The sequence below is a fragment of the Pseudomonas sp. NFX183 genome, assembly GCF_047943075.1.
GTDB lineage: Bacteria > Pseudomonadota > Gammaproteobacteria > Pseudomonadales > Pseudomonadaceae > Aquipseudomonas.
The window spans coordinates 4,442,841-4,463,121 of the sequence record NZ_CP181333.1 but is presented as its reverse complement, the minus strand read 5'-3'; the positions used below and the strand labels follow the sequence as shown (position 1 = coordinate 4,463,121).

At 63.8% G+C, this 20,281-nt stretch carries 19 protein-coding genes; 2 read left to right on the top strand and 17 right to left on the bottom strand.

Going from position 1 to position 20,281, the window contains the following annotated elements:
• Nucleotides 1-83 precede the first annotated feature (83 nt).
• The gene (locus ACM530_RS20970; protein WP_416363046.1) at nucleotides 84-920 is read left to right on the top strand and encodes a 5'-nucleotidase, lipoprotein e(P4) family; all 837 of its coding nucleotides are present in this window, start codon (nucleotides 84-86) and stop codon (nucleotides 918-920) included.
• 160 nt (nucleotides 921-1,080) lie between these two features.
• Nucleotides 1,081-2,220, top strand: a complete 1,140-nt coding sequence (locus tag ACM530_RS20965) for a hypothetical protein (RefSeq protein ID WP_416363045.1) — start codon at nucleotides 1,081-1,083, stop codon at nucleotides 2,218-2,220.
• Between the two features lie 268 nt (nucleotides 2,221-2,488).
• On the opposite strand, the gene ACM530_RS20960 is transcribed toward ACM530_RS20965, so the two are convergent.
• The 17 genes from ACM530_RS20960 to gspE form a co-directional block, all read right to left on the bottom strand.
• Entirely contained in the window at nucleotides 2,489-2,923 is a 435-nt protein-coding gene (locus ACM530_RS20960) for a RidA family protein (protein WP_145165915.1), read from the bottom strand.
• Nucleotides 2,924-2,934: 11 nt separating this feature from the next.
• Nucleotides 2,935-4,518, bottom strand: a complete 1,584-nt coding sequence (locus tag ACM530_RS20955; protein ID WP_416363044.1) for a flavin monoamine oxidase family protein — start codon at nucleotides 4,516-4,518, stop codon at nucleotides 2,935-2,937.
• 11 nt (nucleotides 4,519-4,529) lie between these two features.
• Entirely contained in the window at nucleotides 4,530-5,453 is a 924-nt protein-coding gene (locus ACM530_RS20950; protein WP_416363043.1) for an ABC transporter substrate-binding protein, read from the bottom strand.
• Between the two features lie 17 nt (nucleotides 5,454-5,470).
• Nucleotides 5,471-6,244 carry an amino acid ABC transporter ATP-binding protein gene (locus tag ACM530_RS20945; RefSeq protein WP_416363042.1) on the bottom strand — a complete coding sequence of 258 codons (774 nt, stop codon included), beginning with the start codon at nucleotides 6,242-6,244 and terminating at the stop codon, nucleotides 5,471-5,473.
• Complete coding sequence (locus tag ACM530_RS20940; RefSeq protein WP_106578952.1) at nucleotides 6,237-7,208, bottom strand: amino acid ABC transporter permease; 972 nt, start codon at nucleotides 7,206-7,208, stop codon at nucleotides 6,237-6,239. The genes ACM530_RS20945 and ACM530_RS20940 overlap by 8 nt, the downstream gene beginning before the upstream one ends.
• A gap of 25 nt (nucleotides 7,209-7,233) precedes the next feature.
• Nucleotides 7,234-9,627 (bottom strand): TonB-dependent receptor plug domain-containing protein, encoded by a 2,394-nt coding sequence (locus ACM530_RS20935; protein WP_416363041.1) that lies wholly within the window; start codon nucleotides 9,625-9,627, stop codon nucleotides 7,234-7,236.
• 851 nt (nucleotides 9,628-10,478) lie between these two features.
• Nucleotides 10,479-12,602, bottom strand: a complete 2,124-nt coding sequence (gspD, locus tag ACM530_RS20930) for a type II secretion system secretin GspD (RefSeq protein WP_416363040.1) — start codon at nucleotides 12,600-12,602, stop codon at nucleotides 10,479-10,481.
• Between the two features lie 5 nt (nucleotides 12,603-12,607).
• Entirely contained in the window at nucleotides 12,608-13,126 is a 519-nt protein-coding gene (locus tag ACM530_RS20925) for a hypothetical protein (RefSeq protein ID WP_416363039.1), read from the bottom strand.
• A complete protein-coding gene (gene gspM / locus ACM530_RS20920) occupies nucleotides 13,123-13,722 on the bottom strand; it encodes a type II secretion system protein GspM (RefSeq protein ID WP_242151007.1) in 600 nt (199 codons plus the stop codon). The genes ACM530_RS20925 and gspM overlap by 4 nt, the downstream gene beginning before the upstream one ends.
• A complete protein-coding gene (locus ACM530_RS20915) occupies nucleotides 13,697-14,689 on the bottom strand; it encodes a type II secretion system protein GspL (protein WP_262210295.1) in 993 nt (330 codons plus the stop codon). The genes gspM and ACM530_RS20915 overlap by 26 nt, the downstream gene beginning before the upstream one ends.
• Entirely contained in the window at nucleotides 14,686-15,387 is a 702-nt protein-coding gene (locus tag ACM530_RS20910; protein ID WP_416363038.1) for a type II secretion system minor pseudopilin GspK, read from the bottom strand. Before ACM530_RS20910 ends, ACM530_RS20915 begins: the two co-directional genes overlap by 4 nt.
• Nucleotides 15,384-15,992: a prepilin-type N-terminal cleavage/methylation domain-containing protein gene (locus ACM530_RS20905; RefSeq protein WP_416363037.1), complete on the bottom strand. Its 609-nt coding sequence runs from the start codon at nucleotides 15,990-15,992 to the stop codon at nucleotides 15,384-15,386. Before ACM530_RS20905 ends, ACM530_RS20910 begins: the two co-directional genes overlap by 4 nt.
• Entirely contained in the window at nucleotides 15,989-16,321 is a 333-nt protein-coding gene (locus ACM530_RS20900) for a type II secretion system protein (protein WP_145165885.1), read from the bottom strand. The genes ACM530_RS20905 and ACM530_RS20900 overlap by 4 nt, the downstream gene beginning before the upstream one ends.
• The gene (locus ACM530_RS20895) at nucleotides 16,318-16,743 is read right to left on the bottom strand and encodes a pilus assembly FimT family protein (protein WP_416363036.1); all 426 of its coding nucleotides are present in this window, start codon (nucleotides 16,741-16,743) and stop codon (nucleotides 16,318-16,320) included. Before ACM530_RS20895 ends, ACM530_RS20900 begins: the two co-directional genes overlap by 4 nt.
• A gap of 7 nt (nucleotides 16,744-16,750) precedes the next feature.
• Complete coding sequence (gene gspG, locus ACM530_RS20890; RefSeq protein ID WP_145165883.1) at nucleotides 16,751-17,200, bottom strand: type II secretion system major pseudopilin GspG; 450 nt, start codon at nucleotides 17,198-17,200, stop codon at nucleotides 16,751-16,753.
• Nucleotides 17,197-18,393, bottom strand: coding sequence for a type II secretion system inner membrane protein GspF (gene gspF, locus ACM530_RS20885; protein ID WP_416363035.1), 1,197 nt, complete (start codon nucleotides 18,391-18,393; stop codon nucleotides 17,197-17,199). The genes gspG and gspF overlap by 4 nt, the downstream gene beginning before the upstream one ends.
• A complete protein-coding gene (gene gspE, locus ACM530_RS20880) occupies nucleotides 18,390-20,087 on the bottom strand; it encodes a type II secretion system ATPase GspE (RefSeq protein ID WP_416363034.1) in 1,698 nt (565 codons plus the stop codon). The genes gspF and gspE overlap by 4 nt, the downstream gene beginning before the upstream one ends.
• Between the last annotated feature and the right edge of the window lie 194 nt (nucleotides 20,088-20,281).

The following is a 20,281-nucleotide window of genomic DNA, read 5'->3' as shown; positions in this document are numbered from 1 at the left end:
CCTTCGCGAGCAAGCCCGCTCCACATGGGTCATGTGTTTAGGCTAAGGTGCTGCCGATGCGCCCTCCTCTTCGAGACTTGCCCATGCGTAACCTGATTTTCGCCGGTGCCTGCCTGCTGGCCACAGCCCTCGCAGGCTGCCAGCAAACCCCACCGGCCAACGACCAACTCGACGCCGTGCTCTGGACCCAGACCTCCATCGAGCACGAGTTGATCTACCGCCAGCTGTTCGCCAACGCCACCCGCCAGCTCGACGTGGCCCTGGCCGATCCGACCTGGGACGCCCTGCCCTTGCCGCCACGCAACCTCAACGGCCTGCCCCCGGCCGTGGTGGTCGATATCGACGAAACCCTGCTCGACAACGTGCCGCTCAATGCCCGCGACATCATCAACAACCAAGTCTATTCATACGCACGCTGGAACACCTGGGTCGACCAGGCCAAGGCCCAGGCGTTGCCGGGCGCAGTGGCGTTTCTGCAAGCGGCCGAGCAAAAAGGCATCAAGGTTTACTACCTCACCAACCGCGAACACAGCCAGGTCGCGGCCACGGTCGCCAACCTGCGCCTGCGCGGCTTCCCGGTGGACAGCGACGAGCAAGTGCTGGCCGCCAGCACGCCGACCGGCCACTGCGAAAGCGCGGGCTATGGCAAGAACTGCCGCCGCCAATGGGTCGCAAACAATGCCCGCGTGCTGCTGATGGCGGGTGATTCGCTGGGGGACTTCGTGCAGGCCGAACACAACACCCTCGCGGACCAGCGCAAGGCCGTCGCTCCCTATGTGAAATGGCTGGGGCAGCGTTGGTTCCTGCTGCCCAACCCGAGTTATGGCAACTGGTACAGCGCCCCGTACGGGGATGATGAGCAATTGCCGTTCGAGCAGAAACGCAAACTCAAGCAGCAGGCGTTGCAGCTGCAGGAGTAAGACGCTGGAACGCTGGCCGCTCGCGCAGGAAAAAAGGCAGTAAGCGCCTGCCGCATGCATGTGCACCTACCTGTCCGTTCAGTCAGTGCCCATGGCCGCGCAACTTTGGCAAACTACGGCGCGACGCTGCCGCTGCGTGCAGCCCAACAAGGATGGAACAATGACTGGCATGGACTCGATCATTCGACAATTTTCTGCCGAAGGCGCCACCCATCTCTACTCCAGCCCGCCCTCGGTCTTGACACCCGCCGACCTGTACCGTGCCAAGAGCGATGGGCCTTTCCGAGAGGCTATCGCCGGCAGCAATATTTACCTGATCACCGCGCGGCGGCGGGTGCTGATCAACCCTCATGACATCTACCTGCTCGGGCGATCGGCGCACGGCAGTTTTATCGTGATGGATGAACAGGGCGTGCAGTCCATCCCCTTCCGTTATGACATCCCACGGATCGGGCCTGACGATCAGGATGAGATTGAACAGGTGTTCGTCGCGCCCAACGGCACGCACCTGACCATCCTGTCGACCTCACGGCAAATGACCACCGCCGCGCATATCGTGGTGGCCAACGCCACCAGTGCCCTGCAAGCAGACCATCGGGACATGAACGTGCTCTATGTCGGCCAGGGCATCGGCAAGATTCACGCGCGTACGGCGGTGGACCGGTTGTTGAACCACACCACCTTGCAACGCATCCTGGCAGAAACTTCGACCAACAGCCCGGAGCTGGAGGTTTCCATTCTGCTCTACCGGTTCGAGCACGGCCGGACGATGATCAGCAACGGCGGTGACTTCAACGCTGAACCGACGGCCAGCGAACAACAGGACTCGGCGCATTTCGACCGCCTGCGCAGCGTGCGTTTGAATCGCGATGAGGTCATCACGCTGGCGGAAGCGGCGCTGATCAATCACTTCAAGCCGCATTACAACACGTTGCTCAAGGCCACGAATTTCGCCGCCAGCAACAAGATCAAACCGCTGAAAAAACTGCTCGCCAAGGGCATCACCGGGCTGACCGTAGAGATCTGCAGCGCCACGCTCAATGCCCGACTGGGCACCCGCGACGCGCTGCCCATGGCATTGAACACCTTCATGCCGGCCGACGTCCTTGAGGGCTGCAACCTCGACACCGAGCAGCAAAAGCAAGCCTGGGCTGAAGAACTGCGGGTCATGGCGCACACGCACTACGCGAGTTTCCCCCTGACCACACCCCAGGAGCGCGACACCTTCATGCATGGCATGGTGTGGATGGGCGAGTCGGTGCGCGAACAGATCTGGCCACTGCCCGGCAAGGGTGCCTAGGTACCTGCCAACAAATGATGCTCCTGTAGCAAACGGACTTGTTGTGTCTGCCGGACGTGTTGTGGCGAGCGGGGCTGTTGTGGCGAGCGGGCTTGCCCCGCGTTGGACTGCGCAGCAGCCCCAAAACCTGACGACGCGGTTTACCCGTTATACCGCGGCGGTTGGATTGGGAGCGCTTCGCACTCCAACGCGGGGCGAGCCCGCTCGCCACAGTAAGCCCGCTTGCCACAACAGCCCCGCGCGCCACAACAAGCCAGCTCACTTCAAATCAAAGGGTACGGGCCGCGATAGCTTCGACTTCCACCAACGCCCCCGGCAAGGGCAACGCCACCACTTGCAACGCCGTACGCGCCGGCTTGTTCGGCTGTTCAGGCGTGCCGAAGAACTGCGTATAACCACGCTGCAACCCGGCAAAGTCCAGCTTGCCACCGGTTTCTTCAGCGCCGACCAGAAACACCCGCAACTGCACGATATCGCCCAGGTCCAGGTCTTGTTGTTGAAGGATCTTGCGCAGCTTGTTGAACACCGACACCGTCTGCACTTCGGTGCTGCCGTACGCGGCTGGCGTGCCTGCCGGTGCCTGCGCGTCGGCAAGATCCGGCAAGGTGCCGCTGACGAAAATCAGGCTGGCAGACGCCGGCACAGTCACGGTTTGCGAGATCGGAAAATCACCGACGCTGGTACGTTGAATGCTGTCGCTCATGAGGATGCTCCTTAAGACGCGGCCAATGCCGCACGCTGTGTTTGTTGCGTCACGCGGTCAGCCAGTTGCGCAACCACATGGCGCGCCGAGTTGGCCGCCGATTCCTGCCAGATGCCCACGCCGCTTTGCACCAGACCGTCTCCGGCGAAATACACGCGGCCATGGGCCTGTTCGAGCAAGGCACTGGCGTCGGCGGGGAAGTGTTCGCGTTGCAGCCACGGGCCTTCGCTGTAGGGAATCTGTTCCCAGGACACGGCCAGCGGGTTGCGCAGGTGTTTGGCGTAACCCGGATGCAACAGCTCCACGGCCTCCCTGGAGGTGGCGTACTGCGTATCGAACGGCTGCGCGCCAAACACGTCGGCGCCTTCCCCGGTCACGTAACCGGCCACCAGCAAGCCTTCGCGGGTGTTGAGGTCGTTGCTCGGGTACCAGAGCAGGCGCGCCGGGTGTTCGATCCAGGACAGGCCGCCGTAGGTGCGGTAGTCGGTTTCCCAGAAGCGCGGCGATTGCCACGCCACTTTGGTGGCCTGATCGCTGCGGGTGCTGAGCAACGCGGCTTTGATCGGGTCGCTGAAATCAGTATCGAGTTTGGCCAGCAACGGCAGCGGTAAGGTCGAGACCAGGTAATCAGCGCGCACCACCTGTTCGCGGCCGCTGTGTGTGTCGTGGTAAGTCACTGCCACGCCATGTTCCAGCTGGCGGACCTGCCTGACCTGAGCGCCCAATTGCACGTCTTCGCTGACGCGTTGGTAGAAAGCGTCGGTGATGCGGTCCATGCCGCCGACCGGCTGGAACATGGTTGCCGAAAACTCAGGGAACTCAGTGTGTAATAACGCGCCCCACAGTTCGGGGTGCAGCAAGCGGTCCAGCGCCAGCGGGCTGCGGCTGGCGGGCAATGCGCCGGGATGCGCGGGCGATTCCAGGTGACCGGCGCGCAGGCTGCCCTCATAGGCCAGTTCTTGCGACAGATCGCCGTAGACCTGCAAGAAGGCCAGCAAGCGCGTGCGCTCTTCGCCGCTCAACACATCATCGAGTGCATCACGCTGCACGGCTTTGGCGAGCAAACCAGAGAGGTGCCCACGCGCATCATTGATCGCCTGTCCAACGGTGAACGCCGGCTGTTGCAGGTCCGGGCGCACCTGCGCGCCATGGCTGCTGTTGACCAGCACTTCCAGCGGCACGCCCAGCTCGCTGCAGTAATCCAGAATCGTACGGTGCTGGCTGGGAATCCTGGCCGGGCCGGCGTTGAAATACAGGCCCTGATCAAATGCCACGGTTTGCGTGCGGCCGTCCTTGTAGTCCACGCGGTCGCCATGGCGCAGGGTCCAGGTGCGCCCGCCGACGCGATCGCGCGCTTCCAGCACTTGCACACTGAACCCGGCGCGGGTCAGTTCCAACGCAGTGACCAGCCCGGCAATCCCCGCCCCCAGCACCAGCACGCGGGTGCCCTGCCCCAGGCCGGGCTTGAGTTTCAGCGGCTGCGGGCGTCGGTGCGACGACGGCCCCAGCCCCAATGCTGCAAGCGCATCCTTGACGGCCGGCTCACCGCCTACCGCGGCGATGCTCGACAGCGCTTCACGTCGTGTCAGTCCCATGATCGATGCTCCTAGTCCGGCAGGCCCGGTGGGTTGATCAGCGACTTATCGACGCGCTCGATGTCCAGGCCCCAACGTTGCAGCACCTGTTCGTATTGGCCGCCGGCAATCGCGCCTTCAAGCGCCGTGTGAATCGGCTGGACCAGGCCGTTGTCCTTGCGCGTGGTCACGGCGATATCCGCTTTCAGCGGCCAGCCACCATTGACCGTGCCGACAAGCTTGATGCCGCCGGTGATGGCCGCCGAATAGGCGTACACCGAGTTAGGCCCGAACAGCGCATCGCTGCGCCCCGATTGCACCGCCAGCTGCGCGGCGGCCTGGTCGTCGAAGTACTGCAACAGCGCAGGCTTGATGCCGGCCTTTTCATTCGCCTCGTTCCACGCCAGCAGGACTTTTTCCTGGTTGGTGCCGGAGCCGACAATGATCTTCAGCCCGGCAATGTCCGCGGCCTGTTTGATCGCGGTGATCTTGCTGGTGCTCTTGACGTAAAACCCCAGCACATCCTGGCGATACGTGGCGAAGTCAAAACGCTTCTTGCGCGCCTCGGTCACGGTGACGTTGCTGATCACCGCGTCGTATTTGCCTGAGCTGACGCCCAGCGGCCAATCCTCCCAACTGGTCTGCACCACGTTGAGTTGCAGGCCGAGGCTGTCGGCGACCAGCTGCGCGGTGTCGGCCTCGCTGCCGATGGTGGTCTTGTCGTCATTGGCCAGCAGCGCCAGCGGTGGCCCGGCCACGCCGGACACAGCCACGGTGAACTTGCCCGGCTGGGCAAATTTGAAGCCTGGCGGGATCTGCGCGATGGCTGCTTCGTTGCGCGGCACATGAATGCGCACGCGGTCGGGGCTGAGGTCGACCTGTTGCACGGCAAAAGCGCTTTGCGCGGTGCTGACGGCAAGCGCCAGCAGGGCCACGCGGGCGGTATGGATGAACATGGCAGTCACTCCTTGAACTAAAGCACCTTGCCGAGAAAGGCCACGGTGCGGGGATGTCGGGGTTGGCGGAAAATCTGTTCGGGCGGGCCCTCTTCGATCAGTTGGCCGTCGCATAGGAACACCACGTGGTCGGCCACCTCACGGGCGAAACCGATCTCGTGAGTGACGATCACCAGGGTCACGCCCAGTTGGGTCAGGCCCTTGATCACATCGAGCACCTCGCCCACCAGTTCCGGGTCGAGGGCTGAAGTAGGTTCGTCAAACAGCAGCACCTTGGGGTCCAGTGCCAAGGCGCGGGCGATGGCCACGCGCTGTTGCTGGCCGCCGGAGAGCTGGCGCGGGTAGGCATCGACCTTGTCCGCCAAGCCAACCTTGGCCAGCAACTCGGCGGCCTTGAAGTGAGCTTCGGCTTTACGCCAGCGCTTGTGGGCCAACGGCGCTTCGGCGATGTTTTCCCAGGCGGTGAGGTGCGGGAACAGGTTGAAGTTCTGGAACACGAAACCCACGTCGATGCGCCGCTTGAGAATCTCGCGCTCTTTCAATTCGTAAAGCAGGTCACCCTTGCGCCGATGGCCGACGTATTCACCGTCGATGGTGATGTGCCCGCTGTCGATCTTCTCCAGGTGGTTGATGGTGCGCAGCAAGGTGGATTTGCCCGAACCGGACGGCCCGAGAATCACCGTGACCTTGCCCGGGTCAATGGTCAGGTCGATGTCTTTGAGCACCTGCTGGTTGCCAAAGCGCTTGCCCACGCCCTGGATCTGGATGCGCCCGGCGCGTGCGTCACTCATGGGTTTTCTCCTTGAGCCAACGGCGGATGCGTTGCAGCGGCGTCGGCGGCAGCACGCGCGCGGTGCCACGCGCAAAGTGGCGCTCGACGTAATACTGGGCGCTGGTCAGCACGGTGGTGATGATCAGGTACCACACGGTGGCCACGATCAGCAGCGGGATCACTGCCTGGGTGCGGTTGTAGATGACCTGCACGGTGTAGAACAGCTCCGGCAAGGCCAGCACGTAGACGATGGACGTGCCCTTGACCAGGCCGATGATTTCGTTGAAACCCGAGGGCAGAATCGAACGCAGCGCCTGGGGCAGAATGATGCGGAAGATACGCCGCGAGGCCGGCAAGCCCAAGGCTGCCGCCGCTTCATGCTGGCCGGCATCCACGCCGATCAGGCCGCCGCGAATGATCTCTGCCGCGTAGGCCGCTTGCATCAGGCTCAGGCCCAACACCGCCACGGTGAATTGACTGAGCACATCCACCGTCGACCATTCGGCGAACACCACGCCGGTGAACGGCACGCCGAGTACGATGTGGTCATACAGGTAGGCAAAGTTGTAGAGGATGATCAGCACCAGCAGCGCCGGCATCGAGCGGAAAAACCAGATGTAGCCCCAGGCCAACGCCGCCAGCAGCGGCGAGCCCGACAGCCGCGCCAGGGCCAATGCAGTGCCGAGGATGATGCTGAACACGGTGCTGAGCAATGTCAGCAACAGCGTCTGGCCCAGGCCACGCAGCACCGACGGCGAGAAGAACCACTGGCCGAACACGCCCCACTCCCAACGCGGGTTGGTGGCCAGCGAATGCACGATGGCCAGCAGCACCAGCGCGGCAAAAATCGACCCGGCCCAGCGCCACGGGTGCCGGGCCGGCACCACGTGCAAGGCTTTGATCGGCGTTGCGACACGCGCCTGGCGAACCGGGTAGTCGGTGACCTCATCGATCAGGTCATAGGTTTTGGCGACAATGGGCATGGTCTATTCCTCGCGAGTTGCGGCCTTAGAAGGCGTAAGTCAGCCGGGTGTAGTAGTACCCGCCGGTAAAACCGTAGGGCGAATACGTGCCGTAGCTGGCGAGCATGGTGCTGCTCGGCACGCCTTGTTTTTTGGGGTATTGGTCGAACAGGTTCTTGGCGCCGACGGCGACGTTCAGGTCTTTGGTGAGGTTGTAGCCAAGGTCGAGGTCGGTGATCCACTTGGCGCTGTAGACCCGGTCGAGGCTGCGGTCGGCGGAAACGTTGACCTCTTTGTAAGAACCGTAACGGGTCAAGGCCAGGTTGAGGCTGAAGCGATCGATGCTCCAGTCACCGCCCAGGATCAGCTTGGTCTTGGGCTGCACATCGGTGATCAGGCCGCGGGCCTGGCGGTCCATCAGGTCATAGGAGGTGCCGAGGATGTCGGTGGACGCCTTGTAGTTGAGGATCTTGGTCTGGTTCCAGTTGAACGCGGCCGTCCACTTCAGCGAGCCGTACGGGCCGATGTCCTGGTTGTAGTTGCTGACCAGGTCCACGCCTTTGGTGCGGGTGTCGGCGCCGTTGATGAAGTACTGGCCGCCGGAGGTGGAGTTGATGCCGTTGTTCTGCAACACCTGGGTGACTTCCGGGCCGAGCAGGGTGCCGGTCAGGGTGATGCGGTCACGCAGGTTTATCACGTAGGCGTCGGCGGTGAAATTCAAGCGGTCGGTGGGCGTGAGGGTGAAACCGAGGCTGAAGTTGGTCGAGCGCTCGGGTTTCAAGCCCTCGGCGCCCAAGGCCTTGGCCGCCGCCGACCCCACGGGCAACACGCCGTAGTTGATCGATTGATACACGCCGTCGACCACGCCATAGGTCGTGGAGCGCGCGCTGAACAGGCTGTTGGCCAGGGACGGCGCGCGAAAACCATTGCTGACCGTGGCGCGCACGGCGAACTGCGGGGTGAAATCGTAGCGCGTGGTCAGCTTGCCGCTGCGGGTTGCGCCGACGCCTTCGTTGTAATGCTCATAGCGCAACGCGGTGCCCAGGTACCAGTCCGGCAGCGGGTTGAAGCCCACATCGACATAGCTGGCGAGGCTGTTGCGCGAGGCGCTGCTCTCTTCCGCCGGTGAAATGCCGTTGGTGACCTGCGCCCCGGACGACGCGCAATTGCCCGGCGCCACGCAGTAACCGCCATTGGCATAGGACGCGTAGTCACCGGCCTGCACCTCATAGGTGTCGCGCCGATGCTCGAAGCCGTAAGACAGGTCCAGCGGCTTTTGCAGGCCAATGTCGAAGCCGCGCTTGAAGTCGAGGTTGGTGGTCAGCTCGGTGGAAATCCAGGTGCCGGAGGTAAAGCTGTTGGGCGTGTACTCGCCCAGCGACGGGTTCTGGTTGTGGGTGGTGCCCTGCTCCGCTTCGTTGCGCCCGTAGGTGGTGGACAGATCCCAGTTCCACTCGCCGACCGTGCCCTTGCCGCCGAACGCGGCCTGGAAATCGTCCTCGTCGATGTACCAGGTCGGCGTGTAGCCGGCCGGGTAACCATTGGGCCCGGTGGTGATGGTGTTGGTGATGGTCGGCAGGCGGAAGTTCTGGCCTTGCTCGGCCTTGCGCCGCGAGTAGGTGGTGAAGGAATACAGGCTCAAACTGTCATCAATCGGCAGTTCGGCGTTGTAGCCCAGGGTCAGCAGGTTGGTCTTGGGCGTGCCGTAACCGCCATAAGTGGACTTGCCCGCCAGGCCATAGGCTTGCTCGTAGGTATAACCGTTGGCGCTGGCCTTGTTGTCGTCATTCTGGCTGCGTGCGTCCAGGGCCAACTGCACGATGCCGCCGTTGCCGATTTCGAAACCCTTGTTGAGGCTTTGCTGCACGGTCTGTTTCTTGCCGTCGTAGCCCTGGCCGATGTTGGTCACAGCGGTGCCGCTGGTGTCGGCCTTGAGGATCACGTTGATCACCCCGGCAATGGCGTCCGAGCCGTATTGGGCGGCAGCGCCGTCGCGCAGCACTTCAACGTGGTCGATGGCGCTGATCGGGATCAGGTCCAAGTCAGCGGGAGCCGCGCCGGTGTTGATGCCGTTGATGTTCAGGGTGGCGCTGGTGTGACGGCGCTTGCCGTTGACCAGCACCAGCACTTCGGCGGCACTCAGGCCGCGCAGGTTCGGGGCGCGGGCAATACCGCTGGCGTCCCAACCGGTTTTTTCCGGCAGGGTCAGCGACGGGATCACCGCGCTCAAGGCTTCCATCAAACCGGGCTTGCCGGTGCTTTGCAGTTGCTTGGCGCTGACGACATCGATTGGCACCGGGCTACTGGTGACGGTGCGCTGCTCGGCGCCACGGTTGCCGGTGACCACCACGGTGGACAGGGTGCTGTCGTCCTGGGCCTGAGCTGCACTCGCCAGCAGGGCCAGCGCCAGGGCGGTGGTGGGGTGTAAAACGTGCTTCATGGCCACTCCAGACTTTCCAGATCGCGAAGTCGGGCGCTCGCGCGGTCGGGCGCGGTGCTCGGATTTTTCGAGGGTGTTTCGGCGATTGGAAACTAGGTGTGGGGCGAGCGAGGGGTTTGAATGGGCAACATACGTTGAACTCCGTTCCAACGATTCTGCCGCAGGGTCTTTACCCGGTTATGGCGCGCAGAATCTGAATCACGCTGGGTACCATCCGAGGTCAGGGGTAGGCTGTTGCGATCAAACATAACGGAATGGATTTTAAAAATATAATGCTATTTGGGCATAAGCTAATATTCTCTACTTTCATTATTTATTAATAATTTTATTCGTATTGGTAATGTTTTATTGAGATCAGGCGCGGGTTGCCAGCGTGGTTTAACTGAGCACCCAGGATCAAAATCTACAGCTCGGCGGGCTGACAGCCGACCTGATCCTGGAGGCTGCACTCAATCAAATGTGGGAGCTGGCTTGCCTGCGATGCAGACAACTCGGTGTATCAGGCATATTCGGTTGATGCCATCGCGGGCAAGCCCGCTCCCACATTTGGATCTCTGTGCATCAGATAGAGATGTGTTGCTGTGCTTTTGCTTCTACCACTCAGGTCGGCTACCAGGCCGCCGTGCTCTGCTTTTCCAAAGCCTGCGTGAGGGCACACCGAGCCCAGGCGAGGTGCCGAGTGGTGGGGCGAGGACCTTTTGGTTACTTTTGGGTCCGTACAGGTCCTTCCAAAAGTGACCCGCTGTAAGAGCGGAACCAATAGCAGCCGTTACCACAGCAACGGATATGTACACGAGCTACCACCATCCCAGGCAACCCAGCCCCAACATTTTCCACCCCATTGCTTCACTTCATCTCGCCGGCCGCAGCAACTGCATCTGCTGGCGATAATCATCCGTCACCTGCCGCGCCTGGCTGCTGCTGGTAATCACCCGAGGCGTAATCAACACAATCAACTCCGTGCGATCCTTGGACTTGCTGGTGTTACCAAACAACCACCGCAACCCAGGAATCTTGCCCAGATACGGCACAGCACTGACACTCTGCGCGTTGTCCTGCTTGATCAACCCGCCCAGCAACACCGTCTGCCCACTTTGCACCGCGACCTGCGTCGACACCGACCGCGTCGATATCCGCGGATTCACCGGCGTATCACTGGTACCACTCTGAGTTTCGGCATCACTGACCTGCTGCTGAATATCCATGTACACCAACCCGCCCGGATTAATGCGCGGCACCACATCCAGAATCACCCCGGTCTGCACGTACTCGACGCTGCTCAAGGTGGAATCGGCGTTGCCGGTATTCACCGTGGTCTGACTGATAGGAATGTTATCCCCCACCTGAATCTGCGCCGGCTGGTTATTCATCACCACCAGCGACGGCGCCGACAGCACCTGAGTGCGCCCATTGGTCTCCAACGCATGCAACGCCACCTGCAAATTGGCGCTGACAAACGAATAAAACAACGAATCCGACGCCCCCAGCCCTGCCCCGCCGCCCCCGAGCGCCCCCTGGCTGCCCGAGGCATTCGCCACCGTATTACTTCCCGAATTCCCCGCCAGGCGCCCCAGATACCACTGCACCCCAAGGTCCAGTTCCCCGGTCAACTTGACCTCAAGAATGCGCGTCTCGATCTGCACCTGAAGCGGCGGATTATCGAGGCGTTTGATCGCCGCTTCGATCTCCTTCCACTGCGCCGGACGCGTGCGCACCAGCAGTTGGTTACTGCTCTTCTGCGCGGTAATCCGAGTTCCGGCTTCAAGACTTTTATCCGGCGCAGGCGCAGCAACGTCCGGTGCTTGCTCAGGCTCCTCGGCAGGCGGCGGCGCATCTTGCAACCCGCCGGCATTGCTGTTGAGCGACGACAACGTCGCCGTGCGCAACCCCGGCGCAACCTTCGCCGGCGCGTCGTCCTTGATCGCGTCATTGCCATAGATCTGGCGCAGGTACCTGGCCAGGTCCGAAGCCTTCATATTGCGCACATCGTAGACATACATCTGCGGCTCGTTACCGCCGCCCTCGTCGATGGTGCGGATCCAGTCACCCACCTCGCTGAGGTACTGCGGCTGTGAAGAAATCGCCACCACCGAATTGGTGCGCTCAATCGGCAAAAACCGCAGCATGCCCGCCAACGGCATGCCACTGTCCGGGCCGAACATGGCTTGCAGCTCGGGCATCAACTCGGCCACTGACGCGCGTTGCAGGCCGAACACACCCACCGACATGCCCTTGAGCCAGTCCACATCAAAGGTGTCGATGGTTTCCTGATAATTGGCCAGTTCCTCCGCGGTGCCGGCCAGGCTGAGGATATTGCGCGCCGGGTCCACCAGCAAAAACGCGTTCTCGCGGGCAAACGGCTTGAGCAGCTTTTGCATCTCGGTGGCGGAGATATACCGCAGTGGGAACAACCGCGCAGAGAGGCCGCTGGACGGCGCGGCCACGTGCATTTGCGGCACCAGCTTGCCGGCCACGGCCTGGTCGGCGGGCAGGATCACATAGCGCTGGCCCTGGCGGATCATCGCGTTGTCGGTCCAGGACAGCAGGGTTTCCAGAATCGACAACGCCTGCTGCTTGTCCACCGGTTTGGAGGTGGAAAAGCTGACATTGCCCTTCACGCCCTGGGCGATGCTGTAGTTTTCGTGCAGCAGGTCGCCCATCACGCTGTTGATCACCGCTTCGATCGGCTGGTCGGCGAAGTTGAACACGATGTCGCCGCCCTGCTCCTTGGCGCTCGGTGATGCGGTGGGCGGGCGCACGAATTGCTGGTTGCCACGGATCACCTGGCGCTGTGGCGCTGACCTGGCTGCAAGCGGTGGGCTTTCAGGCGCAGGCGCCTCAGTCGGCGGCCGTTGCGAACCGGTGCCCTGCATGGCTTCGTGCAGCAGGTCGTCGTCCGCGTCGGGGCGGTCGGGGAAGGCGCCACAGCCGCCCAGTGCGAGGGCGGTGGCCAGGCAAAATGTTGAAGTGCGCATGTCGATCAAGGGAGGGGCTCGCGGGGAAGAGTAATCGGGGGCCGGGTGGACGGCGGCGGCAGGCGCTTGGCATAGAGGTTCAAGGTTTGCGTGCGGCCATCCAGGGCAAAACGGGCGTATTGCGGCGTCAGGTGTTCCAGGCGCCAGCCGTTGGGCAGCGTCTGGCCCAGGCGCACGGTCAGCGGGCGGCCGTCGGCCTGCTTGAGCATCGCCATTTGCAGGTTGCCAGTGATCATGATGCCGCTGAGGGTCAGGTTGGCCAGGCTCGAGACTCGGGCTTTGCCCACCACGCTGTCGGGGCTGCGATCAGGGCTGAACAGCGGCGTTTGCCACGTGGCGGCGAGGCTGTCGAGTGTCACGCTTGGCGCCACGCGCGCACTGACCGCAGGGTGCGCACGCGCGACGGGTTCGGGCAGCCACTGCGGTTCATCGCCAATGCTGCTGAGGATGACCGCCATCAGCACGCCGAGTAACCCGGCCAAGCCGAGCAAGCCCCATTCCAGGGGACGCAGTGCGCCGATCATCGCGCCACCTGCGGTTGCAGATAGCCGCGCACCAACAGGTGCACCAGCAGTTTTCCCGCCCCGCCGCTGGCTGGCGCCTGCTGGCCGCGACGGATGCGCAGCTCATCCACAAACAAAAACGGCGGCTGGTACTCCAGCTCATGCAGCACGGCTTCCAAGGGCTCGATGGCGCAGTTCAGGGTCAGGCTGACTTTGACCTGACGATACGGCTCGCCCTCGTCTTGCTCGGGGGTGATGGGCTTGCGTTGGGTCAGGCTGCAGCCGCCGCCGAGCGTGGCGTGGCTGTTGATCAGGTCGGCAAGACGCTGCATCAGGTCGGCGGCCACCACGTCGGGGTCATCGCCTGGCAACAGGCTGGTGCTGCTGGCCGGGTCCTGGCGGGCCTGTTGCAGTTGCTGGCGCAGCGCATCGCCCTGGCGCACCACGCCGGCGTAGCGTTGCTGCTGCTCGCGCAACTGCTCGGCCTGTTCGCCCATGTCACGCAAGGGGCCGGCGAACCAGCTGTCGATCAACAGCCAGTAGGCCGCGCCGACGACCACGGCCAGCAGCAGCAAGGCCGCGCCGCGACGTTCACGGGGTGTGAGGGGTCGGCGCATCGGCGGCCTCCTGGCGTAGGTGGGCACGCAAGGCAAACTGGTCCTTGCCGGTGCGCGCATCGGGTTGAATCACCCCTTCGAACTGGGCGTTTTCCAGGCTGTGGCAACCCTTGATGCGGGTGATCAGCGCGCTGGCCTTGGCGCTTTGCCCGGAGATGGAAATCTCGCCGTCCTTGACGTCCAGCTGGTCGAGCCAGGTGTCGGCGGGCAGGCAGGTGGTGAGGTCATTGAGCAAGGCGGCCAAGGGCGGCTGCGCCAGTTTGCGCCGGGTCAGGTATTGCGCCGCGCCACGGGTATTGAGCAGTTGCTGGCGCAAGGCGTGCACCTCGGCAACCTGGGCTTTTTGCTGCTGCACGCTGGCGCGCATGGCGTCGAGCACGCGCTGGCGGTCGTTGAGCCACAGCAACATCGCCGCAATCAGCAAGGCACCGCACAGCCACGGCAGGCTGCGTTGCAGGCCTTTGCCGGTGGGGCGTTGGCGCGGGCGCAGTGGCGCGGGGAGCAAGTCGATGCCCAGGTGGTTCACATCCACCCGATGAGGGTGCACGCCAAGGGCGGCGCAGTCGGTGAGGATCTGGTCCAGCTGTTCGCGCAGGATCGCCACCAGCGTGACCTGCAGGTGCGTGGCGGTGCGTTGCTCCTGGCGCGCGACGAAGTACAGCTGGTCAGCCTCGAAGGGCGTGTAGCGATCCAGCTCGTACCCGACCACGGCGGTCAGGTTGCGCGCGGCGGCCAGCGGCAGCTGCACGGTTTGCAGCAGCACCGCGTCGGGCGCGAGCATCAGCACCTGGCGCGCGCTGGCGAGTGTGACCGGCTCGCTCAGTGGCCAGTGGCAGACCTGCTCAGGCGGCTCGCTCAGGGCCAGCCATTTCGGGACACAGGCGCGCAACTCTGCGAGCCACAGGCGCCAGCCCTGTTGCAGCAGGCTGCCGCGCCAGTGCCGGGCGATGGGTTCCAGTCGATTCATTCTTGCCAACGCAGCACCCGGTAGGGTTGCGCGCTGTCCTCCGAGGGGCTCAATAAAACGGTGAGTTGCAGGCGTGCCTGGTAGCCGCCGGGGCGCTGTGCGTGGCTGTCGACCACCAGCACCACACCCGGGTCGGCGCCTTCGGCGTTCTGACGCGGCAAGTTCAGCGCCTTGCGCATCAGCGGGCTGGCGAAGGCCGGATCGGGTCGATCCAGATCACTCCACAGGGTGATTTCCGGCAGCAATTGGCTGTACAGCGTTTGTGTCATGCCGGGCAGCTGGCGCACTTCTTCCAGCACCCGAAACGGCGGCAGGCCGTGCTTGCGGCGCGCCTCAAAGGCTTTGATCAATTGGTCGGCCTGGGCCTGGGTGGCGCCGCAGGCCAGGGCCAGGCGCATCAAGTCATCGGCCTCGGCGTTGATCAGGTAGAGCTTGCCGCGCTCGCTGCGCAGGCTGACGTGCAACTGGGCATCGTCGAAGGTCAGCAGGATGTCACGGCCGTCGGCAATCCAGCGCCGATCGGCCATGACCAGGGCGATGCCGGCCTCGGCAGCCAGCACGGTCTGGGTGTGCTGGCGCAACCACAGGGCCTGACGGCTTTGCAGTTGTACCCAACCGGCCAGGCCGCCGAGCAACACACTGAGCAAGGCCAGCGCCCACAGCACCAGCAGCAGCGCAGCGCCGCGTTGGCGCCTCATTCCTCCAGCGCCCCGCTGGCGAGGTTAAGACGCAGGGCAATCACTTGGGTAACCCACGGCAGCGGGCCGTCGATACGCGCGGCAATGCGCACCGCAGCGGGCAAACGCTTGGGCCACGGCCATTGGTTGATCCATCCGGTGGCTTGGCCCAAAGGCGATACGCCGCGGTAACTGAACTGCAAGTCCCGGACGTTTTTGAGCAGCACTTGCGGCTCACTGCGGGCGACGTTGGTGTGCGATTCGAGCTGAGCGAACGACACCTGCAATGCCTGTTTTTGCGCTTGCAACGTGAACCGCTGAATGCCGCCGCCGAGCACACCCGGCAGCGTCGCCACAAACTGCAATCGCTGGGGCGTGCCGACAAAAAAACCATCGGTCTGGCTGTCATCTTCGGTGACGTCCAGCGGCAGCGCTTCACTGATCGCCGTGCGTAAAAACTGCTGGGCGGCGCGCATCTCATCCAGGCTGGTGGTGTAGCGCTGGGCCTTGGACACGGCGCGATTGGCGCCCAGCAACGCCCCGCCCACCAGCACCAGCAGTACCGCGAGCAGGCTCAGCACCACGAGGATTTCCAGCAAGGTGAAGCCCTGCTCGCGGCGCTTCACAGGCGCGCCTTCAAGGTACTGAAACGGGCCTGGTGCGGCCCTTCGCTGACGGTCAGGTCGAGGCGAAAAAGGTGCGGCTGTTGTCGGGTCTGGGTCAGTTGCCAGTGGATGCCCTGCAAGTCACCTTCACTGACACCCTCAGCCAGCGGCCCCGCCGCTTCCTGGTCGAGTACCGTCAGCGCCGCATGGGTGAGGCGGTCGCTGTGGGCGACTTGCGACAACGAGCGCGCGCTTTGGCCAAAGGCGACCAGCAACACTGTGCCGCACACCGCCATCAAGGTCAGTGCGGCGAGCATTTCAAGCAAGGTGAAGCCTGTCTGGTATTTCATGGCAGCGCCCTGGACTGCACGCTGCCGGTCAGCCAGCCCACGTCGATGCGCCAGCGCCGGCTGCCATTGGCCAACAACAGGTGGCCGCCGGTTGAGCTGCCGTCGGGGTAAAACTCGACAGCCGAGCCGGCCTGTTCGGCAGTGTGCAAGCTCACCTGCAGCCCTGCCGGCCAGTGTTGCAGCGCGCGGCCCGGCGCCTGGAAGGTCATTTTCTGCAGATCGAATTCAGTGCGCGCCGCCGTGCCGCTGACAACCGCCCCGGCCCGCGTGGTGCGCAGCGCATCGACCATCTGCCCGACCACGCGACGCTCTTGCGCCGCCTGCAAACCCTGGCGCACGCCCAGCCCCAGCAACCCGGCGGCGAGGCCGATCAACAGGATGACCACCAGCATCTCCAGCAGGGTAAAGCCGCGCTGGGCCATGGCGAGGTTATTCCCAGTTGCCCAGGTCGGCGCTGTAGCCATCGCCGCCCGGCTGGCCGTCCTGACCGTAGAAAATCAGGTCGAAGGCGCCGTGCTCGCCGGGGTAGCGATAGCCGAAGGCATGGCCGAACGGGTCCTTGAGGTCGGATGGCTTGGCGTAGGGGCCGGCCCAGCTGGATGCGTTGGCGGGCTTGTCCACCAGCTGTCGCAGGCTGTTGGGCGGCGCGCCGACGTCAAGGGCATAGCTGTCGATCTTCATGCTCAGGCCGGCCAGTTGCGCCTTGCCTGCGCCGTATTTGCCCTTGTCCACGTTGCCGCCGACCTGGCGCACCACAATGGTCGCGACAATGCCCAGCAACACGATCACCGCGAGCATTTCGAGCAGGGTGAAACCGCTTTGGCGGCGTGTCGATCCGAGTTGAAGGTGTCGCATGGGAGTGGCTCCTTGAAGGTTCATATATTGCTGGTCAGGCTCATCAGCGGCAGCATGATCGCCAGCATGATTACCGCCACCAGCACGGCCATGACCACGGTCAGCGACGGCACCAGCGCGGCGAGCAGGCGGTCGATGCCGCGTTTGGCTTCGACGTCGAACACCTCGGCGACCTTGAGCAGCATGCTGTCCAGTTCACCGGCCTGTTCGCCGACTTCAATCATTTGCAGGGCCAGGTCTGGCAGCAGCGGTTGCGCGCCGAACGCGCTGGCGAGGGTGCCGCCGCCTTTTACCGATTCCGCCGCATCCGCCACTTGGGCCTGCAGCGCCCGGTTGGTGCAGACTTGGCGGGCAATCACGAGTGCCTGCAGCAAGGCCACGCCGTTGCTGAGCAGGGTGCCGAGGGTGCGCGTCAGTCGGGCGGCTTCGACGCGTTGCAGCAGCGGGCCGATCACGCGAACGCCGAGCAGGCGGCGGTCGTAGCGCTGCCTGCGCAGCGGATCACGCAGGCGTGCCGCCACGATCCAGATGGCCGCCACCAGTGCGCCCAGGACCCACACGCCATAGGCGCCGAGGAACTGGCCAAGCGCGAGAATGACCTCGGTGATCAGCGGAATCGGCACGCCCAGGTCCTGGAAAATCGGCACGAATTGCGGCACCACGTACGCCAGCAACAGCGCCAGCGAACCCACTACACCGACCACCAGGAACGCCGGGTAGATCAGCGCATTGATGACGTCGCCGCGCAGCAATTGGCTGCGTTCCAGGTAGTCGCCCAACTGATGCAAGGTGCTTTCCAGCGCGCCACCGGCCTCACCGGCACGCACCATGCTCAAATACAGCGCCGAGAACGTGTCGCCCTCCTCCTCCAGCGCGGCGGATAACGGCTTGCCCGCCTTGACGTGGTCGCGGATACGCTCGATCAGCGCGCGCACCTGGGGTTGGCCGGGTGGTTTGAGCAGCAGGCCCAACGCGCGCTCAAGCGGCTGACCGGCGCCGAGCAACGTGGCCAGTTGCTGGGTAAAGCTCACCAGGGCTGCGCCCTTCAACGGCCCGCGCACAGTGCGCAGCAGCGGGCTGCCGGCCACTTCGATGTGCAACAGCAGTAAACCGCGTTTGTGCAGGACGGCGATGGCAGCCGCCTGGTCCTGGGCTTGCAGCGTACCGTTGTGGGCCACGCCCTGGCTGTCCAGCGCGCGAAACTTGAACAGGCTCACGCGCCCTCTCCACGGGTGACGCGCAGCACTTCTTCCAGCGAGGTGACGCCCGCCAGCGCCTGGCGCAGGCCTTCTTCATGCAAGGTGCGCAGACCGGCGCGGCGCGCGGCCTGCTCCAGCGTGGTGGCGTCGGCGTGGCGCATCAACAGGCTGCGCAGTTCGTCGTTCATCACCAGCAACTCGGTGATCGCACTGCGACCGCGATAACTGCCCTTGTAGAGCAGGATCGGGCGCTGGTCGGTCAAGCGATCCAGGCCATGTTCTTCGATCAGTTCCGGCGCGGCTTCGAATGCCACGCGGGTCGCCGGGTCCAGGCGCCGTACCAGGCGCTGGGCGAGAATGCCGCTGACCGTCGAGGCGATCAGGTAGCTTTCCACGCCCATGTCCAGCAAGCGCGTGATGCTCGCGGCGGCGCTGTTGGTGTGCAGGGTGGAGAGCACAAGGTGGCCGGTGAGCGAGGACTGGATGGCGATGCGGCAGGTCTCCAGGTCGCGGATTTCGCCGACCATGATCACGTCCGGGTCCTGGCGCACGATGGAGCGCAGCGCGCCGGCGAAGTCCAGGCCAATGGCGGGCTTGACCTGGATCTGATTGATGCCTTCGAGCTGGTATTCCACCGGGTCTTCAACGGTGATGATCTTGCGTTCAGCGGTGTTGAGCCGCGACAACGCGGTGTAGAGGGTGGTGGTTTTGCCCGAGCCGGTGGGCCCGGTGACCAGCAGGATGCCGTGCGGGCGTTCGAGCAGGTCGAGAAATGCCGCCAGGCGTTGGCCGTCAAAGCCCAGGCTCTGGAAGTCGAACTGCACGGTTTGCCGGTCGAGCAGGCGCATCACTACCGATTCACCGAAGCTGGTGGGCACCGTGGACACGCGCAGGTCCAGCGCCTTGCCCTGGACGCGCAGCATGATCCGCCCGTCCTGAGGCAGCCGCCGTTCGGCGATGTCCAGGCGCGCCATGATCTTGACCCGCGAGATCACCGCCGCCGACGAACTGGCCGGCGGCGCTTCGGCGTCGTGCAGCACACCGTCGATGCGGTAACGCACCTTGAGCTGGTTTTCGAAGGGTTCGATGTGGATATCCGACGCGCGCTGTTCCACCGCACGCTGCAGGATCAGGTTGACCAGGCGAATCACCGGCGCTTCGGAGGCCATGTCCTTGAGGTGTTCGATATCTTCCAGCGCCCCGCCCTGCTCATCGAGGTTTTCGATCAGGGTGCCCATGGCGGAGCGGCCCTGGCCGTAGTAACGCTCGATCAGCGTGTCGACTTCAGTACGCGGGCCGATGGCCAGCCACACCGGCACCTGGCAGGCGTAGGCCAGGGCTTGAAAGGGATAGAGGTGCGCCGGGTTGGCCGCCAATACGCGCAGGCCACCTTGGGCCCAGCCCATGGGCACAACCTGGTAGTGGCGCATAAAGCGCTCAGTGAGGGCGGGCAACGGGTCGAGCAGCGGCGGCGCGGCATCGGCCAGCAACAGCGGCGCGCCAAGCAGGTCCGCCCAGGCGCGGGCCAGTTCGATTTCGGAGACCAGCCCCAGACGCGCGAGCAGGCCGAGCAGGTCGCCGGCGTCCGTAGACAGGCGCCGGGCGCGCTCCAGGTCGACCGTTTTCAGCCCGGCGTGCCGCATCAGCCACGCGCACACGTGGTCGGTGTGCGGGATCTGCAGAGTGCAGGCATCGGTGGGCATTGACGACATAGTGTGGGGTGTCTAGTTGCGAGAAAGTATGGCTATTTGGAACTACTGGCCAATACCGGAGAAATGCCATTAGTTCGCCACGCCGCAGTCGGGGTTAACCGGGTTAATCGACTGAAAGTTGTAAATCTAGTTCCTGATGGCTGGAAACAAACTGAAAAGAATACGCATTGGCTGTCCCGGATTTCCGGTACAGC

Excerpts from the sequence above, each read along its gene's own strand:
- gspE (WP_416363034.1), bottom strand. The coding sequence starts at position 20,087 with ATGTCGTCAATGCCCACCGATGCCTGCACTCTGCAGATCCCGCACACC.
- ACM530_RS20965 (WP_416363045.1), top strand. The coding sequence starts at position 1,081 with ATGACTGGCATGGACTCGATCATTCGACAATTTTCTGCCGAAGGCGCC.
- ACM530_RS20940 (WP_106578952.1), bottom strand. The coding sequence starts at position 7,208 with ATGCCCATTGTCGCCAAAACCTATGACCTGATCGATGAGGTCACCGAC.
- ACM530_RS20925 (WP_416363039.1), bottom strand. The coding sequence starts at position 13,126 with ATGATCGGCGCACTGCGTCCCCTGGAATGGGGCTTGCTCGGCTTGGCC.
- ACM530_RS20970 (WP_416363046.1), top strand. The coding sequence starts at position 84 with ATGCGTAACCTGATTTTCGCCGGTGCCTGCCTGCTGGCCACAGCCCTC.
- ACM530_RS20900 (WP_145165885.1), bottom strand. The coding sequence starts at position 16,321 with ATGAAATACCAGACAGGCTTCACCTTGCTTGAAATGCTCGCCGCACTG.
- gspM (WP_242151007.1), bottom strand. The coding sequence starts at position 13,722 with ATGCGCCGACCCCTCACACCCCGTGAACGTCGCGGCGCGGCCTTGCTG.
- ACM530_RS20910 (WP_416363038.1), bottom strand. The coding sequence starts at position 15,387 with ATGAGGCGCCAACGCGGCGCTGCGCTGCTGCTGGTGCTGTGGGCGCTG.
- ACM530_RS20935 (WP_416363041.1), bottom strand. The coding sequence starts at position 9,627 with ATGAAGCACGTTTTACACCCCACCACCGCCCTGGCGCTGGCCCTGCTG.
- ACM530_RS20895 (WP_416363036.1), bottom strand. The coding sequence starts at position 16,743 with ATGGCCCAGCGCGGCTTTACCCTGCTGGAGATGCTGGTGGTCATCCTG.
- ACM530_RS20955 (WP_416363044.1), bottom strand. The coding sequence starts at position 4,518 with ATGGGACTGACACGACGTGAAGCGCTGTCGAGCATCGCCGCGGTAGGC.
- ACM530_RS20945 (WP_416363042.1), bottom strand. The coding sequence starts at position 6,244 with ATGAGTGACGCACGCGCCGGGCGCATCCAGATCCAGGGCGTGGGCAAG.
- ACM530_RS20915 (WP_262210295.1), bottom strand. The coding sequence starts at position 14,689 with ATGAATCGACTGGAACCCATCGCCCGGCACTGGCGCGGCAGCCTGCTG.
- ACM530_RS20960 (WP_145165915.1), bottom strand. The coding sequence starts at position 2,923 with ATGAGCGACAGCATTCAACGTACCAGCGTCGGTGATTTTCCGATCTCG.
- gspD (WP_416363040.1), bottom strand. The coding sequence starts at position 12,602 with ATGCGCACTTCAACATTTTGCCTGGCCACCGCCCTCGCACTGGGCGGC.
- ACM530_RS20950 (WP_416363043.1), bottom strand. The coding sequence starts at position 5,453 with ATGTTCATCCATACCGCCCGCGTGGCCCTGCTGGCGCTTGCCGTCAGC.
- gspG (WP_145165883.1), bottom strand. The coding sequence starts at position 17,200 with ATGAACCTTCAAGGAGCCACTCCCATGCGACACCTTCAACTCGGATCG.